Here is a 15,884-nt window from a genome sequence, read left to right on the forward strand (position 1 = left end):
CACTCTCCGGCGGCGCGGCGCGGCGCGGCGGGGCGGGGCGGCGGGGCCGGGCGGGGCGGGGCCGGGGGGCGGCGGGGCGGGGCCGGGGCGGGGGCCCCTACCTGCGAGCCACCATCGCCTCGATCCCCGCCACCAGCAGATCCAGCGCGTACCCGAAGTCCCGCTCCCGGCTCTCCTCCACCGTGTCCCCGCCCCGCGCGTCCATGATCTCCTCGGAGCTGCTGAGATAGTCCCCCAGCGCCGGATCGGCGGTCACACTCCCCATCGCCTCGCGGTAGTACTCGTCCTGCGTCAGCCCCGCCGAATCGCAGCGCGCGATGAAGTGCCCCTCGATCGTGCCGAACCCGTACACGAACTGGAACACCGCCGACAGCCCGCCCAACTGCCCGTGCGACGGCAGCCCGGTGTTCCGCATCACCTGCTGCGCCGCGAGCGAGAACCTCAGCGAGTTCGGGCCGATGTTGAGGAAGGACCCCACCAGCGGCGAGACCCAGGGGTGCCGCACCAGCATCGTGCGGTACTCCGTCGCCAGCGCGCGGAGCTGCTCCCGCCACCGCCCCGCCTCGCTCTCACCCGTCTCCGGCAGCGAGATCGAGCCGAAGGCCGCGTCCAGCGCCAGTTCCAGCAGGTCGTCCTTGGTGTCGACGTACCAGTAGACGGACATCGCGGTGACATCCAGCTCCGCCGCCAGCCGCCGCATCGAGAACTTGGCGGCGCCCTCGGCGTCCAGCAGCCGCACCGTCGCCTCGACGATCCGCTCGCGGTCCAGCCCGGCGGCCTGGGCCGGCGACCTGCGGACCCGGCCGGTCCGGTCCTCCAGCCACACACTGGTCCGGGCGGGACCCTTCACACGGTCGGCCGCACTCACCATCGCGCACCCTCCTCAGCGGTAGCCCCTCGGGCAGACGGACAGACGGACAGACCGTCGTCCGGCCGGACGACCGACCGGATGCGCCGGCGTCCGGCGGAGCCGGCACTCCGGTCGCGTCCGTCCGTCCGATGCTATGCCGCCTGACCGGCCGGTTCCGCATTCTCCGCCCGCCGCAGCAGCAGCGCCGCCAGCAGACCGCCTGCCAGCACCGCCACCGCCCCGACGAGCTGGCTCGTCTCCAGGCCGGAGGCGAAGGCTTCCGAGATCCGCTCCCGTTCGGCGGCGCCGTCCGCCGCCGCGAGGGCCGCCGGCAGCGAGGCCGCGCCGATCACACTGGGCACGAGCGCGGCGAACCGGGAGTTCAGTACGGCACCGAGCACGGCGACCCCGAGCCCATTGCCGAACTCCGCGAGAGTGCCGTTGACCCCGGCCCCCACCCCGGCCTTCTCCTTCGGGATCGCGCTCATGATCGCGTTGGCCATGGCGGGCATCGACAGCGCGATACCGGCGCCCATCACCACGAGCCCGAGGAACATCCCGCCGTAGCTCTCCCCGCCGAGCAGCGCGATCGAGGCGAGTCCGGCGGAGACCAGACCCATGCCGATCGCGATCGTCAGCGGGGTGCCGAACTTCGGCAGCAGCCGGGGGCCGAACCCGGTGAGGTTGAGGGCGACGATGGTGAGCGCCAGCGGAGCCGTGCGCAGACCCGCGTCCAGCGGCCCGTACCCGAGCACGAACTGAAGGTGCTGGGTCAGCAGGAAGAGCGAGCCGCCCATGCCGAACGCGACCAGGATCGAGCCCGCGACGGCCCCGATGAACCGCCGGTTCCGGAAGAAGTGCATATCCAGCATCGGATACGGAGTCCTCAGCTCCCACAGGGTGAACGCACCCAGCACCGCGATACCGACGAGCGCCGAGGCCAGCACCTCCGGGGAGGTCCAGCCGTGTTCGGGCCCGGAGATGATCGCGTACACCACGGCCGTCATACCGACGGTGGAGAGCAGCGCGCCCGGCAGATCCGGCCGCTCACCCTGCGGATTCTTGGACTCCGGTACGAGGACGGCCACCGCGACCAGCGCGAGTGCCGCGACCGGGAGGTTGATGAGGAAGATCGCGCCCCACCAGAAGTGGTCGAGCATGATCCCGCCGATCAGCGGCCCGGCGGCGAAGCCCAGGGAGGTGACGGTCGACCAGAGGGCGATGGCCTTGACCCGCTCGCTGTCGTCGAAGACCTGGACGATGACCGCGAGGATGGTGGTCATCAGCAGCGCGCCGCCCACCCCCATCCCCGCCCGCGCGGCGATCAGCTGCGCCGACGACTGGGCGAGCCCGGCCGCGAGCGAGCCGGCGCCGAAGAGCACGAGCCCGGCCATCAGCAGCTTCTTGCGGCCGTAGCGGTCGGCGGCGTTCCCCGCGGTGAGCAGCAGACCCGACTGGACCAGCGAGTAGGCGTTGATCATCCACTGGATGTCGGTGGCGGAGGCGTCCAGCTCACGGTTGAGGGAGGGGATGGCGACGCTGAGGATCGTGTTGTCGAGCAGCACGGTGAGCTGGGCGAGACAGATCACCCCGAGGATCAGCCAGCGCTGGGGGTGGCGGCCGGCGGGGGTCAGCTCCGGTTCGGTGGTCGTGGCGGCGGCCGTCATGGGCAGCTCCTTATACGGCGTACGAGGCGTGTGCTCGTACACCGTACAAGGATCAGCTCTACGCTGTAGAGCGAATATCGGCCGCCCTCATCCCACCGGCCCTTCCGCCCTCACTCCACCGGCCCTTCCCGCCTCACCCGACCGGCCCGCCGACCGGTCCTCGCGCCGGCCCGCCCACCGGCCGGCGGTTCCGCGACGGCGCCTCCCGGGGCGCGCCCTCCCCCGGCTTGATCAGATACCCCGCCCCGCGCCGGGTGTGGATCATGGGTGGCCGCCCCGCGTCGATCTTCTTCCGCAGATACGAGACATACAGCTCGACCACATTGGCCTGCCCGCCGAAGTCGTACGACCAGACCCGGTCGAGGATCTGCGCCTTGCTGAGCACCCGCCGGGGGTTGCGCATCAGATACCGCAGCAGCTCGAACTCGGTGGCCGTCAGATGGATGGACTTCCCGCCCCGGCAGACCTCGTGGCTGTCCTCGTCCAGGGTCAGATCACCCACGGAGAGCAGCGACCCTGCCCGCGCGGACGCGGCACCCGAGCGCCGGATCAGCCCGCGCAGCCGGGCGACGACCTCCTCCAGCGAGAACGGCTTCGTCACGCAGTCGTCGCCGCCCGCCGTGAACCCGGCGATCCGCTCCTCGGCGGCGTCCCCGCCGGTGAGCAGCAGCACCGGCACATCCGGCAGCTCGCGCCGCAGCCGGCCGAGGAAGGCCAGCCCGTCCATGTCGGGCAGCAGCACATCGAGCACCACCGCGTCGGGCCGGAACTCCCGTGCGGCGCGCACCGCCCCCGTGCCGTCCCCGGCGCCGCGCACCTCCCACCCCTCGTAACGCAGGGCCATCGACAGCAGATCGCTCAGCGCCGCCTCGCCGTTCACGACGAGCACCCGGACAGCTCTCCCGTCCGGCCTGAGCACCTCGGTACGCCCCTGGGGCGAGATCACGGTCATGGCCGACAGGCTGCGCCCCCGCCCTGAAAACGGCCTTGCCCCCAGCTGTGAATTGACTGAGAAACCGGGCCGGGGACCGCCGGGGCGGGTACCGGGAGCCGGCCACCGGGCCGCGAGCCGGGCCCCGTTGTGCCGGTGGACCGCGCGGCGGCCGGCCGTCACCGGGGGCCGGGACCCTCCAGGGCGTGGGGCTGACGGACGTACGGACAGGGGATGTCCGGGAGGTCCGGCCCGAGGGCGACGGGGACGCCGCGCGCGGCGAGGGCCACCTTCGAAGCACCGGGCGCCCCGGGGCCCCGGAGCACGGCGAGGCGCCCGGCCTCGCTCAGAACAGCCCGTCCTGCATCCCGGCACCTCCGGCCTCGACCCCCAGCGCGGAGGTCGGCACCGACACCCCGGCGGTGGAGTCCGCCCCGATGAGGGACCAGCCGGACATCAGCCGGGTGTCGAGGACGACGATCTCGGCGTCCGCCGTCCGCAGATGCAGATCGGGCCCGGCGACGGCGAGCAGCTCCCCGGCGACCGCGCCGCCGGGGGAGAGTTCCCGTACGACGGCGGTGGCGGGCGGGAGCCCGTCCAGACCGAAGGCGCCGCTGTGGTCGACGGCCGCGAAGCCGAGCGGCTCCAGGGTCTCGGCCCAGCCGTCGAGCGCGAGGGCGCGCCGGTGCAGCCCGGCGATCTCGGCGGAGCGCTCCCGGGGGTCCGGCGGGAGCTGGGCGCGGACGGCGCGCTTGTCGGCGTACGGCACGCGGTCCGGTATGCCCAGCGCGCTCCGCAGCAGCTCCTCGGTCCGCCGGGCGGCCATGAGCGGCCCGCGCCCCAGCCAGCTGAAGCAGACCGCGCCCTGTTCGAGCAGCCGGGCGGGGCCGCGCTCCTCGGCGGTGATGCCGGCCTTGACCATGCCGGGGCCGAACCAGGCGAGGTAGACACGGTAGGTGCGCGGATCGTCGGCGATGGTGTCGGCGGCCACCGAGTGCGCCCGGTCCAGCCGCGCGCACTCGCCGCACCGCGCCCGCGTGGCCCGCGCGGGGACGACGGCCCGCACCGGGCAGGGGTTCCCGCGCGCCCCGACGCAGCCGCGGTCGCCCTCCGCCCGGAACCCCAGGGTTCTCCCGGCGATGAGCGGGCTGACCCGCCCGCCCTCCCACCGCAGCACGGCCATCCGCGCCTCCTGGGGCCAGCCGATCCCGGAGCACCTCCAGGTCATACGCACCTCCGGGCGCACAGTTGTGACCGCAACCACCGCAACCACCGAAAACGGGCACAGTACCGGAGCCAGCCGCCTCGGCCCGCGCCGGTACATCGGGTTCCGGCCGTCTCCCCAGGCGCTTCTGCGTCACAGCGTCGCACGCCAGAGGGGAGATCCGCAGATGGGAGCGGTGGCCTGAACTATGCCCCAGGTCTTCTCACACTCCCCGCGACGGGCTCCGCCCCCACCGCGAGGGGGCGCTCCGCTCCCACCGGGACCCCTTCGGTGCCGGCCGTGGTGCCCGGCACGGGGAAGGCAGGACCGGCCGGGTCCTCCGCGCGGCGCGGTCGCGCTGGTCCGGACGGAGACCATCGCCCGCTCACCGGGGCGGGATGTGCCAGAGGGGGGCGGCGTACTGCTCCGGATGACCGGCGATCAACAGATCCCTGAGCTGCTCGCGTTGGGCGCCGCAGAGCCCGAGGACCTCGGCGAGGCGGCGGAAGGTGGTGTGGCTGACGCCCCGGGCGCGGGCGCGGTGTTCGTAGTCGGCGACCCGGGCGAGGGCGGCGGCGGGGTCGAGTGCCCGTGCCGGACGGGTGCCGAGCCGGGCGGCCTTCTCCCGTTCGCCGTCGATCTCGGAGAAGCCGCAGATGTCGCGGGTGAGCCGTTCCGCCTCAGCGAGCGTCGTGGTGGCGGCGATGGCGCGGGCCGGCCGGTTGCGCTCCAGGGCGGTGCCGAGGCCGACTTCGTGGACGGTGGGGCCCTCGTCGGTGAGAGGCACGGGGAGCCCGGCGCCCCGGATCTCGCAGAGCCCGCGCAGCTCCCGGGCCGTGGCGGCGAGCAGGGCGGTGGCCTCGGAGGGGTGCCACTCCAGGACGTGGGCGATCGCCTCGACATGCCCGGGGGCCAGGGTGAGGACGTTCCGCCCGAGGAGCCCCCGCAGCTCCCCGGCGTCCAGCTCCCCGTCCAGTCCCGGCCCGGCGACCAGCAGCCGCGCGGGCGCTCCGGCCTGCGAGCAGGCCGCCAGGGTGAGCGCGTCGGCGAGCGGGCTCCGGAGCGCCGGCTCATCGCCCCGGGCGAGGATGTCGCCCCCGACATCCAGCAGATCGACGGAGTCCGGCTCCAGATGGCGGATGAGCCGGTCGAGCTGCCGGGCGATGCCCAGGGCCCCGTGGTGCGGGTCGATCAGCGCCAGGGTCTCCGGGAGATCCCGCGCGAGCCGGGGGAGCGCGGAGCCGGCGGGGGCGATGGCCACGCTCTCGGCGGTGACCGCGTGGACCCCGGGCACCATCTCCCGGAGCCCGCGGAAATCCCCCGGCCCCCGAGGCCCCGGCACCGGATCGACGAGCAGCCGGTCCCACGCGTAGGTGAGGACCACCCCCCGCGCCCCGCCCCCGTACAGCGCCCTGCCCACCATCGACGCGGCGACCGCGTCACCCCCTCCGCCGGCCGCCACGATCAACCACGTCACGCGGCCAGCGTACGACCGCCCACGCGCCTGCCACGCCGCACCGGCATCCCCCGGCGCCACCCCGGCTCAGGGCAGCACACAACGACCATGCCGACGCGCACCCGCCCCACGCCCACGGCGCCCGGGCGGCCTCTCGGGCGCGGATATCCCGGCAACGCGAAAGGCCCCCGGACGATCTCCGGGGGCCTTTCCTGGCTGTGCACTCGGCAGGATTCGAACCTGCAACCTTCTGATCCGTAGTCAGATGCTCTATCCGTTAAGCTACGAGTGCTTGTCTCCCGGGCTTTTCTTCCCGGTCGGCGTTGCGGGAACAACATTACATGACCTGCGCCGCGAGACGAAATCCGTTCCGCATACCCCGCCTGACCTGCGGAAACAGCTCGGATGTGGGGCAGATCCGGAGGGCCGGAGCCACTCGTTCGGGGGAAACACGGAAGCCCCGGCCGCAGGGGCCGGGGCTTCGGTGATCGAGCTGGCGGAGGCGGAGGGATTTGAACCCTCGATGGGCTTTAAGACCCAAACCGCATTAGCAGTGCGGCGCCATAGACCGGACTAGGCGACGCCTCCAGCACACCCGCGCGGGCGCGTGGTGTGTGCAGATGATGACACAGTCGAACGCCGCGCCACCAATCGCTGCCCACGGTACTAGGCGCGCGGGCCGCAGGGCAAAGCGCGTTCGGCGGGGCGGAAAGGGGCGGGGAAGAGGCAGGGAAGGGCGGGGAGGGCTCCGGAGGGAAGGGGCCGGAGGGAGAGGGCGTCCGATCGGCGGGTGTCCGGTTGCGCAACGGACCGGCGCACGGAGCGTTAGAAGCGGTGGGGGCCCGGGCCCCCACGGCACGACCGACCGGAAGCCGCCTCAAGCTCCAGGAGCATCCATGCTGCGCCGCATCGTTCTCACCGCGACCGTCTCCGCCGCCGCGCTCGTCTCCGCCGCCGCCCCCGTCGCCGGGGCCGCCGCCCTGCCCGTCCCGCTGCCGGGGCTGCTCTCCGCCCCCGAGCCGGAGCGGGACCGGCTGACCGTGACCGTCTCCGACACGGGGAACGCCCGCACCAACGGGCGGTACGAGCTGGAGTGCGACCCGGCCGGCGGTACGCACCCGGCCGCCGAGGGGGCGTGTGAGCGGCTGGACCAGCTGGCGCGCGAGGGCAGCGACCCGTTCGCGCCCGTGCCCCAGGGGCAGATGTGCACCCAGCAGGCGGGGGGCCCCGCCACCGCCCGGGTGACCGGAACCTGGCACGGCCGGCCGGTCGACGCCACCTTCAACCGCACCGACGGCTGCGAGATTTCCCGCTGGCAGACCATGGAGCCGGTGCTGCCCAGCACCAGGTCGTAAGGTCGGTGGTCACTGCATATACACAGGACCTCGGTATGAGCTCCCCCTCATCCGCCGCCCCGCGCGCACCCGGTGCCCTTAGACTCCCTTCAGTGACAGGCTGAGGGTTCGAGGGGCAAGATGGGAACCCGGCCGTCCGCACATGCAGTAGGTCAGGGAGGAACCGTCGTTGTGAGCAGCAGGCCATCCCGAGGCGCTGCTCGCCTCGCAGCCATACTCGACGCTCTCCCCGACGGCCTCGTGCTCGTCAATTGCAATGGCACGGTCGTCAACGCCAACACCATTGCCCTTGAGCTGTTCGAGGCCCCGGGCACCGCACTCGTCGGACGCGGGCTTCTCGATCTGCTGCCCGCGTTCGACTCGCGGCTCATCCCGGGGTCCATGCGCAGTCCCGAGGGCGCCGACGAGCGCGGCCGTACGAAACCGACGCGGATGACGGCCCGCCGCACGGACGGCAGCGAGTTCCCCGTCGAGGTCACCAGCGCCAGCCTGGAGGACGGGCGCGAGGCCTACGACTCGTACAACAACTACACCGGCGACGAGCTGCTGATGCTGGTGGTCCGCGATCTGTCGGGCACGGTGGACACGGAAGCGGAGCTGGCGCGTTCGCAGCGGCAGACCGAGATGATTCTGCGGGCCGCCGCCGAGGGTGTCGTCGGCACGGACACCGAGGGGCGGGTCGTCCTGGTCAACCCGGCCGCCGCGCAGATCCTCGGGTTCCGGGCCAGCGACCTCGGCGGGCAGGAGCTGCACCCGCTGATCCTGCACTCCCGGGAGGACGGCAAGCCCTTCCCGTACGCCGAGTCGCCGCTCGCGGACACGCTGCGGTCCGGCCGCAAGCACCGGGTGCGGGCGCAGGTGCTCTGGGCGAAGGACGGCTCCCGGGTGCCGGTCGATCTGACCACCGCCCCGGTCCGGGACGGGGATCAGCTCGTCGGCGCGGTGATGACCTTCACCGACCGCCGCCCCGGCGAGGAGCTGGCCCGGAAGCACGCGGCCGAACTCGCCGAGACCGTGGAGCGGTACACCGCCGAGCTGGCCGAGACGACGGAGCGGTACACCGCCGAACTCGCGGACAAGTCCGAGCGCTACACCTCCGAGATCGAGGGGCGCGACGAGCGCTATCTCGAACTGGCCGGACGGCACGACCAGCTCACCGCCGTGCTCGGCGAGTCCCTGCGCGAGCCGCTGGAGGAGCTGCGGGCGGAGCTGGGCACCCTCGCGTCCGACCCGGCGGGGCAGCTGTGGCCCGAGGCCAACCAGATGCTCCGTCATCTGGCCGCCGGCTCCTCCCGGATGACCACGCTCATCGACAACGTCCTCGGCTTCCAGCGGCTCGACACCGGCCGGGAGCAGCTCACCAAGACCAAGGTCCTCCTCGACGCGGTCGTCGCGGCCGGGGTCGAGGGCGCCGTCGAGCTGATCGGCCCGGGACGGGCGCAGTTCGCGGTGCACGCCCCGGCCATCGAGGCGGAGGTGGACCCCGGCCGGCTCGCGACCGCGCTCGCGCATCTGGCGGCGGATGTCGCCGGGGTGGACTCCACCGGCAAGGCCCGGCTGCTGCCCGACGGCGGGCATGTGGACTCGACCGTGGTGGTCGCCGCGGCCCAGCGCGGTGAGGTGGTACGCATCGAGGTGCGGGGGCCGTTCGCCGGGGGCGACCCGGTGCACGAGCCGATTGTGCGCGGGATCGTCGAGGCGCACAGCGGGGTGCTCCAGACGCACGAGGTGCCGGGGATGAGCGGCAGTGCGTATGTACTGGAGGTGCCGCTCGGGGCGGGGTCGGGGGCGGTCGCCGTTCCGGCGCCCTCCGGGGCCCCGGCGCTCGGCCCGGCGGCCGGTCCGCCGGCCGGTCAGCCCGGGGGCCCGGCACTCGGCCGGGCGGCCGGTCCCGCGCGCGGCCAGGCAGCCGGTCCCGCGGTCCGTGTCGCGCCGGGTGCCGCTCCGATGACCGCCGCTCCGGTGGCCGCTCCCGCCGCCCGGCCCGTACAGCCGCCGCGCCCCGCCCTGCCCGCTCAGACAGCACAAGCAGTACAAGCAGTACAAGCGGCTCCGGTCGTGGCCGGGGGCGGCACAGGAGCGGTCGCGCTCCCGCCCGAGGCCCTCCCGGAGCCCCCGGCGGTCCCGGTGGCCCCGGAGACACCCGATGGTTCCGGTGTCCAGGACGGTCCCGAGGCGGGCGGCGGGCGGCGGCGTGCCCGGCGCGGGTCCACCGACGCCTTCCTGGAGAGCGCCGTCGCGGGTCCGCCCGCCGAGGCACCGGCGGCGCAGCCGACCGGCCGCCGCCGGGCCGCCGGCCAGGGCGAGCCGCAGCCGGACGAGCCGGGCGGTACGGCACAGGACTCGCACACCCTGGGTGGCGGCGGCGGAACCGGCCGGAGGCGCGGACGGCCCAGCCCGGCCGAGGAGTCGTCCGAGGGTGCCGTGGTCACGGCGGCCGAGGGCGCGCCCGCGCGCCGGGCACCCGGCCAGACGGTGCCGCCCGGGGAAGCGCCCGGCCGGGACGACTCGCCTCAGGGCCCGGTGGCGCCCGAGCAGGGAGCGCCGGCCCGGGCGGTGCCCCCGCAGGGCATGTCGCCGCAGGCCGTCTCCCCGCACGGAATCCCCCAGCCGGGGGATTCCGGCCGGCAGGCCGCTGTGCCCCGGCAGTCCGTCTCCCCGCACAGTCCCGCACCCCAGGGGGCACCCCCGCAGCGCGGCCCCCGGCAGACAGCGCCGCAGACACCGCGAACACCGCAAGGCCAGCAGGTCCAGCAGGTCCAGCAGGTCCAGCAGGCGGTGCCGCCGCAGGGGATGTCCCACCCGGGCGCGCGTCCCGGACCCGAGCAGCAGACCGCCGTACCCCCGCAGGGGCTCTCCCCCGACCACGGCGCCCGGCGGGCGCAGGGCGGCGGGATGCCCGAACTCGCCGCCGGGCCGTCCGATGACGCGCGGGCGGGTGGGCGCCGGGCGCGGCGGGCGCTGGCCCCCGCGCCCGCCGAGGAGGCCGGGGTTCGGAGCGCGTTCGCGCTGCCGCCCGCCGAGGCCGACCGGGTCCCGCCCGGAGCCGGGGCGGCCGATGCCTCCCTGGCGGGCCGGCACGATCCCGTACGGACCGAACCGGGCACCGAGCACCACACCCCGCCGCAGCCCCACCCGGCCCCGACCGGGCGGCGGCGCGCGCAGAGCACCGAGTCCCAGGACGGGGCCGCGACGACGGCGACGGCGGACGAGACCGGGCAGACCGGTTCCGTGTCCCTGCCGCTCCCGCCGCTGGACGCGATCCCGGCTCCCGCCGCCCCCGTGGCGCAGCCACTGCCCGCGGAGGCTCCGCTTCCGCCCGATGCCTCGCACGGGCGGGCCTTCAGCGTGCGGACCCTCGGCCAGGGCGTCCCCTTCGGTCAGCAGATCGCCGAGCAGCAGAACAGCCAGCAGGGCGGCCAGCAGACGGGCCAGCAGAGCCAGCAGGCCGGACAGCAGGGCGGATCGCTCGGTTCCGGGCGGCGCCGCAGGCTCTCCACCCCGTCGGAGGGCGAGCGCCCCGAGTCCACCGCACGCCCCCACCCCCAGTCCGGCCCGGTCCAGGGCGGCCCCGGCACCCCTGCCGGTCCCGGTCCCGGTTCCGGCCAGGGGCCTCGGCTTCCCGTCGAGCGGGGCGAGGGGCGGGCGTACGCGATAGGCGCGCCCGACGAGGGCGCCGAGGGGCCCGAGCCGCTGGACGGCCCCGGTGGCGCGGTCGAGGTGTCCAACCAGCCGCAGCCCCGGCCCGTGGACGACGAACTCCCCCCGGAGCCCCTGGACAACCCGCGCCGGCTGCTGGTCTGGCCCGCCCCCGACGTCTCCACACAGCAGGCGCTGAGCGACCGCGGCTACCGCCCGGTCGTCGTGCACTCGCGCGAGGAGGTCGACGCCCAGATCGCCGCGTTCCCCGCGGCGCTCTTCGTCGACCCGCTGACCGGCCCCATCACCCGTACCGCACTCCAGTCGCTGCGCCAGGCCGCCGTGGCGGCCGAGGTCCCGGTCCTGGTGACGGCCGGTCTCGGGCAGGCGACCCGGGAGGCCGCGTACGGCGCGGACCCGGCGATCCTGCTCAAGGCGCTGGCCCCGCGCGACAGCGAGCAGCACCCGCCCCGGGTGCTGCTGATCGAGGAGCACGAGGAGATCGCGCTCGCGCTCACCGCGACCCTGGAGCGGCGCGGCATGCAGGTCGCCCGGGCCGGGGCGGACACCGACGCGGTGACGCTCGCCTCGCAGATGCGGCCGAACCTGGTGGTGATGGACCTGATGCAGGTGCGCCGCCGCCGCGCCGGGATCATCGACTGGCTGCGGGCGAACGGGCGGCTGAACCGCACCCCGCTGGTCGTCTACACCTCGGCCGGGCTCAACCGGGCCGAGCTGCCCCGGCTCTCCTCGGGCGAGACCGTTCTCTTCCTCGCGGAGCGCTCCACGAGCGGTGAGGTGCAGTCGCGGATCGTGGATCTGCTCGCCAAGATCGGTACGAACTGACCGGGCAGCGCACCGGACAGCGGGCCGGGCAGCGGGCCAGGGACCGGCCGGGGCAGCCAACGGAACAGCGCACGGAACAGCGCACGGAAGAGCGAACCGGACAGCGCACCGGCCGGCCCCGGTGACCCCGGGGGCCGGCCGGCCCCGGGCTACAGCCGGGTGACGTCCAGCTCGCCGTCCGCGTACTGCTGCCGGATCACCTTCTTGTCGAACTTGCCGACGCTGGTCTTCGGCACCGCCGGAACCACCGCCCACCGCTCCGGCAGCTGCCACTTGGCGATCCGCTCGGCGAGGAAGGAGCGGAGCGTCTCGTAGTCCGCGGCCGAGCCCTCCGTGAGGACGACCGTGGCCAGCGGGCGCTCGCCCCACCTCTCGTCGGGCACGGCGACGACGGCCGCCTCGGCCACCTCGGGATGGGCCATCAGCGCGTTCTCCAGTTCGACACTGGAGATCCACTCCCCGCCGGACTTGATGACGTCCTTGGCGCGGTCGGTGAGCGTGAGGAACCCGTCGGCGCTGATGACCCCGACGTCACCGGTCCTCAGCCAGCCGTCCGCGCTGAACTTGTCGGCGGGCCGGATCTCCTCGCCGCCCGCGCCCCCGTAGTAGGCGCCCGCGATCCACGGGCCGCGCACCTCCAGCTCCCCGGCCGACTCGCCGTCCCACGGCAGCGGCCGGCCCGCCGGGCCGATCAGCCGGGCCTCCACGCTCGCCGGGAAACGGCCCTGGGTGACGCGGTACGGCCACTCCTCCTCGGCGGCGAGCCCGCCCGGCGGGTGCGCCATCGTGCCCAGCGGTGAGGTCTCGGTCATGCCCCAGGCGTGACAGAGCCGTACGCCGAGTTTGTCGTACGCCTCCATCAGCGCGGGCGGACAGGCCGAGCCGCCGATGGTGACCTGCTTCATGGAGGAGATGTCACGGGGGTTGGCGAGGACCTCGGCCAGCAGGCCCTGCCAGATGGTGGGGACGGCGGCGGCGTGTGTGGGCCGCTCGCGCTCGATCATCCCGGCGAGCGGCCCGGGCTGGAGGAAACGGTCCGGCATGAGGAGGTTGATACCGGTCATGAAGCAGGCGTGCGGCAGTCCCCACGCCTGTACATGGAACTGGGGGACCACCACCAGCGTGGTGTCCTTGTCGTCGAGCCCCATCGACTCGCGCATGTTCACCTGCATGGAGTGCAGATAGATCGAGCGGTGGGAGTAGACCACGCCCTTGGGGTCCCCGGTGGTGCCTGAGGTGTAGCACATGGCGGCGGCGGACCGTTCGTCCAGCTCGGGCCAGTCGTAGCGGGTGGGACGGCCCGCTATCAGCTCCTCGTACTCGTGCACCCGGGCCTCGGTGTCGGCGAGCAGCGAGCGGTCGCCGGGGCCGGAGACGACGATGTGCTCGATCGTCGGGAGGTGCGGCAGCAGCGGTGCGAGCAGGGGGAGCAGGGTGCCGTCGACGATGACCGCGCGGTCGGCGGCGTGGTTGACGATCCACACCAGCTGCTCGGCGGGGAGGCGGAGGTTCAGGGTGTGGAGCACGGCGCCCATGGAGGGGATCGCGAAGTACGCCTCCACATGCTCGGCGTTGTTCCACATGAGGGTGGCGACGCGCTGGTCGGCGTCGATGCCGAGTTCGTCCCGCAGGGCACCCGCCAGCTGATTCGCCCGCTCGCCGACGTCGGCGAAACTGCGGCGCCGTGGCTCGGACTCGCCCGTCCAGGTGGTGATCTGCGATTTTCCGTGGATCGTCATCCCGTGGTGCAGGATGCGGGTCACGGTCAGCGGTACATCCTGCATGGTGCTCAGCACGGCGTCCTCCCGGTGGGCGCTGGCGCTACGTGGCAGTAGGGGTGTGCAGATTCTGCGCCCATACCGATTGGTATGTCACTACCCGCCGCGCAAACGATTCCGCGCGCTGTGCCGTGACAGCCGCCTGCCGGGCGCGCCGGGGGGCGCCGGGCGCGCCGGGGTTCGCCGGGGGTCAGCGCACCGGGGCCAGCTCCGGGTCCTCGCGGAGCTTGCCGAGCGCGCGGGACACCGCGCTCTTGACCGTGCCGACCGACACCCCGAGCACCTCGGCGGTCTGGGCCTCGCTGAGGTCCTCGTAGTAGCGCAGCACGACCATCGCCCGCTGCCGGTCCGGCAGCTTCATCACCGCCCGCCACATCGCGTCGTGCAGCACCTGCTGCTCGGCGGGGTCGGGCGAGGGCACGGTCTCCGGCTCGGGCAGCTCGTCACAGGCGAACTCGTCCACCTTGCGCTTGCGCCACTGCGAGGTCCGGGTGTTGAGCAGCGCCCGGCGCACATAGCCGTCGAGCGCCCGGTGGTCCTCGATCCGCTCCCAGGCGACATAGGTCTTGGTGAGCGCGGTCTGCAGCAGATCCTCCGCGTCGCACGGGTTCGCGGTGAGCGAGCGCGCGGTGCGCAGCAGTACGGGTCCCCGCGCCTTCATGTACGACGAGAAGGACGAGTAGCGGGCGTGCGGCGCGTATCTGGCATCGGTCCCGGCACCCGCCCCGACCCTGGTCACGGCCCCGGGCCCGGTTCCGGTCGCGGTCCCGAAACCGTACGGCGGAGGCACCGGCAGGGCAGCTCTCGAAGCGTTTGTGCAGACTGGCGTGGTCATGGGTCCACGCTAGGAGCGGGGCCCGCTCAAGCGGATCGGCCGGAGGGCCTGAAGCCGTCTCCGCCTCAGGTTGTACGGGTGGGGTCGCCCCCACCTCCTGAAGGTGGAGGAGACCCTCAGAGGCGATCACCCCGCTCTCAGGGCTGATCTCACCCCTGCCGGGCCGGGAGAAGGCCGGGACCGGGCCCGGGCCGGGACCGGTTCAGTCGCGGATGCGGGCCACGGGGGCGTCGGTCATGTTCCGTCCGATGGTCAGCCGATGGCCGCCGTACTCCTCGCTGACCCGGCCTTCGTACTGATGGATGCGGCGCTTCACCCGCCAGGCGTACGGGTGCAGGGCACGCTCCCCGTACAGCGACGGCCTGCGGTTCCAGCGGGCGAACCACAGCGCGGACGGCAGATCCCCGGCGCCGGCCCGGCGGGCGCGCTCCATGTGCCGCACGCCCGCGTCGGCGTCGCTGTGCAGGCCGGGAACGTACCCCTGCCGCCGTACTTCCCGGTTCCAGGCCCGGATGAAGTCGAGGGTCGCGCGAACGCAGGGGGAGTCGCCGAGATCGTACGACTTCAGGCTGATGTAGAGCGCGCTGCCCGGGCCCATCCCGAGAGCCGCCGCCCGGCGGACGGCCTCGTTCCCCTCGCGCTCTCCCTGGACGGCGGGGACGGCTCCGATGAGGTGGCGGGGGCGCCGGGCGTCGGGGGCCTGCCGGGCCTCCTCGGCGGCCTCCTCCGCGGCCTCCCCGGCGGCCCGGGCGCCGTCCCGGTCCTCCCGGGACTTCCCGGTGTCGTGGGGGGTGTCCGTGCCGGTGCCGGACGCACTGGTCTCGGATGGAGTGGTCTCGGACGCAGTGGTCTCGGACCGGCCGGTCTCGGACGCGCCGGTCTCGGACGCGCCGGTCTCGGACGCGCGGGCGCAGGAGGGCTGCGCCCCGGTGAACACCGGCAGCACCCGCCACCCCATCCGGTGCACCTCGGCGACCCAGCTCCGGGTGAGGTGGGGCTGGCCGGCGCACTCCCGGCCCCGGCCCGCGTAGGGGATGCCGACCGCGCCGTACGGGGAGGACTTCCGCCAGGCCCTCATGGCGGCGAGGGACGGGGCCCGGCAGATGTCGAACGCCGGCCCCCGGAAGGTCACGGCCGTGTCGGCGGTGGTGTCGGGCGGGGTGCTGGTCGCCGACGCGAAGCGGGCGTCCTGCCGGGCCGGTGCCGGGGGCGGGGCCAGCAGCAGATCGGGCAGGCCGAGCAGCACGGTGAGGACGAGGGCCGCGGCGACCTGGGCCCGGGCCGATCTGCGGGTGCGCATGGCCCGAGTCAACGTCGGCCCGG

General features: G+C 74.2%; 10 protein-coding genes and 2 tRNA genes. 2 read left to right on the forward strand and 10 right to left on the reverse strand.

The features are described 5' to 3' along the window. Window positions 1-97: 97 nt before the first annotated feature. From ABT122_RS04035 to ABT122_RS04065, 7 genes are all read right to left on the reverse strand, one after another. On the reverse strand, window positions 98-871 hold the full coding sequence (locus tag ABT122_RS04035; protein WP_351544947.1) for a TetR/AcrR family transcriptional regulator: 774 nt from the start codon (window positions 869-871) through the stop codon (window positions 98-100). A gap of 131 nt (window positions 872-1,002) precedes the next feature. Further along, window positions 1,003-2,517, reverse strand: coding sequence for an MFS transporter (locus ABT122_RS04040; RefSeq protein WP_351544950.1), 1,515 nt, complete (start codon window positions 2,515-2,517; stop codon window positions 1,003-1,005). 133 nt (window positions 2,518-2,650) lie between these two features. Continuing rightward, the gene (locus ABT122_RS04045) at window positions 2,651-3,469 is read right to left on the reverse strand and encodes a response regulator transcription factor (protein ID WP_351544953.1); all 819 of its coding nucleotides are present in this window, start codon (window positions 3,467-3,469) and stop codon (window positions 2,651-2,653) included. A gap of 325 nt (window positions 3,470-3,794) precedes the next feature. After that, complete coding sequence (locus ABT122_RS04050; RefSeq protein WP_351544956.1) at window positions 3,795-4,676, reverse strand: DUF2797 domain-containing protein; 882 nt, start codon at window positions 4,674-4,676, stop codon at window positions 3,795-3,797. A 361-nt stretch (window positions 4,677-5,037) separates the two neighbouring features. Then, the gene (locus tag ABT122_RS04055) at window positions 5,038-6,129 is read right to left on the reverse strand and encodes a DUF1152 domain-containing protein (RefSeq protein ID WP_351544959.1); all 1,092 of its coding nucleotides are present in this window, start codon (window positions 6,127-6,129) and stop codon (window positions 5,038-5,040) included. A 198-nt stretch (window positions 6,130-6,327) separates the two neighbouring features. Then, window positions 6,328-6,400: transfer RNA gene (locus ABT122_RS04060), tRNA-Arg, on the reverse strand. A gap of 202 nt (window positions 6,401-6,602) precedes the next feature. Then, window positions 6,603-6,696 (reverse strand) — tRNA-Ser (locus ABT122_RS04065). Between the two features lie 308 nt (window positions 6,697-7,004). Between ABT122_RS04065 and ABT122_RS04070 the strand changes: the two genes are divergently transcribed. After that, the gene (locus ABT122_RS04070; RefSeq protein ID WP_351544961.1) at window positions 7,005-7,463 is read left to right on the forward strand and encodes an SSI family serine proteinase inhibitor; all 459 of its coding nucleotides are present in this window, start codon (window positions 7,005-7,007) and stop codon (window positions 7,461-7,463) included. 171 nt (window positions 7,464-7,634) lie between these two features. Then, window positions 7,635-11,948, forward strand: a complete 4,314-nt coding sequence (locus ABT122_RS04075; protein ID WP_351544963.1) for a PAS domain-containing protein — start codon at window positions 7,635-7,637, stop codon at window positions 11,946-11,948. A 149-nt stretch (window positions 11,949-12,097) separates the two neighbouring features. Here the strand turns inward: ABT122_RS04075 and ABT122_RS04080 are convergent, their stop codons facing one another. From ABT122_RS04080 to ABT122_RS04090, 3 genes are all read right to left on the reverse strand, one after another. After that, the gene (locus tag ABT122_RS04080) at window positions 12,098-13,744 is read right to left on the reverse strand and encodes a long-chain fatty acid--CoA ligase (RefSeq protein ID WP_351544965.1); all 1,647 of its coding nucleotides are present in this window, start codon (window positions 13,742-13,744) and stop codon (window positions 12,098-12,100) included. 172 nt (window positions 13,745-13,916) lie between these two features. Next, the gene (locus ABT122_RS04085; RefSeq protein WP_351544968.1) at window positions 13,917-14,561 is read right to left on the reverse strand and encodes a SigE family RNA polymerase sigma factor; all 645 of its coding nucleotides are present in this window, start codon (window positions 14,559-14,561) and stop codon (window positions 13,917-13,919) included. A gap of 202 nt (window positions 14,562-14,763) precedes the next feature. Continuing rightward, the gene (locus tag ABT122_RS04090; RefSeq protein WP_351544970.1) at window positions 14,764-15,861 is read right to left on the reverse strand and encodes a DUF1906 domain-containing protein; all 1,098 of its coding nucleotides are present in this window, start codon (window positions 15,859-15,861) and stop codon (window positions 14,764-14,766) included. Between the last annotated feature and the right edge of the window lie 23 nt (window positions 15,862-15,884).

It is taken from the genome of Streptomyces sp. NPDC001985 (genome assembly GCF_040296845.1).
Taxonomy (GTDB): domain Bacteria; phylum Actinomycetota; class Actinomycetes; order Streptomycetales; family Streptomycetaceae; genus Streptomyces.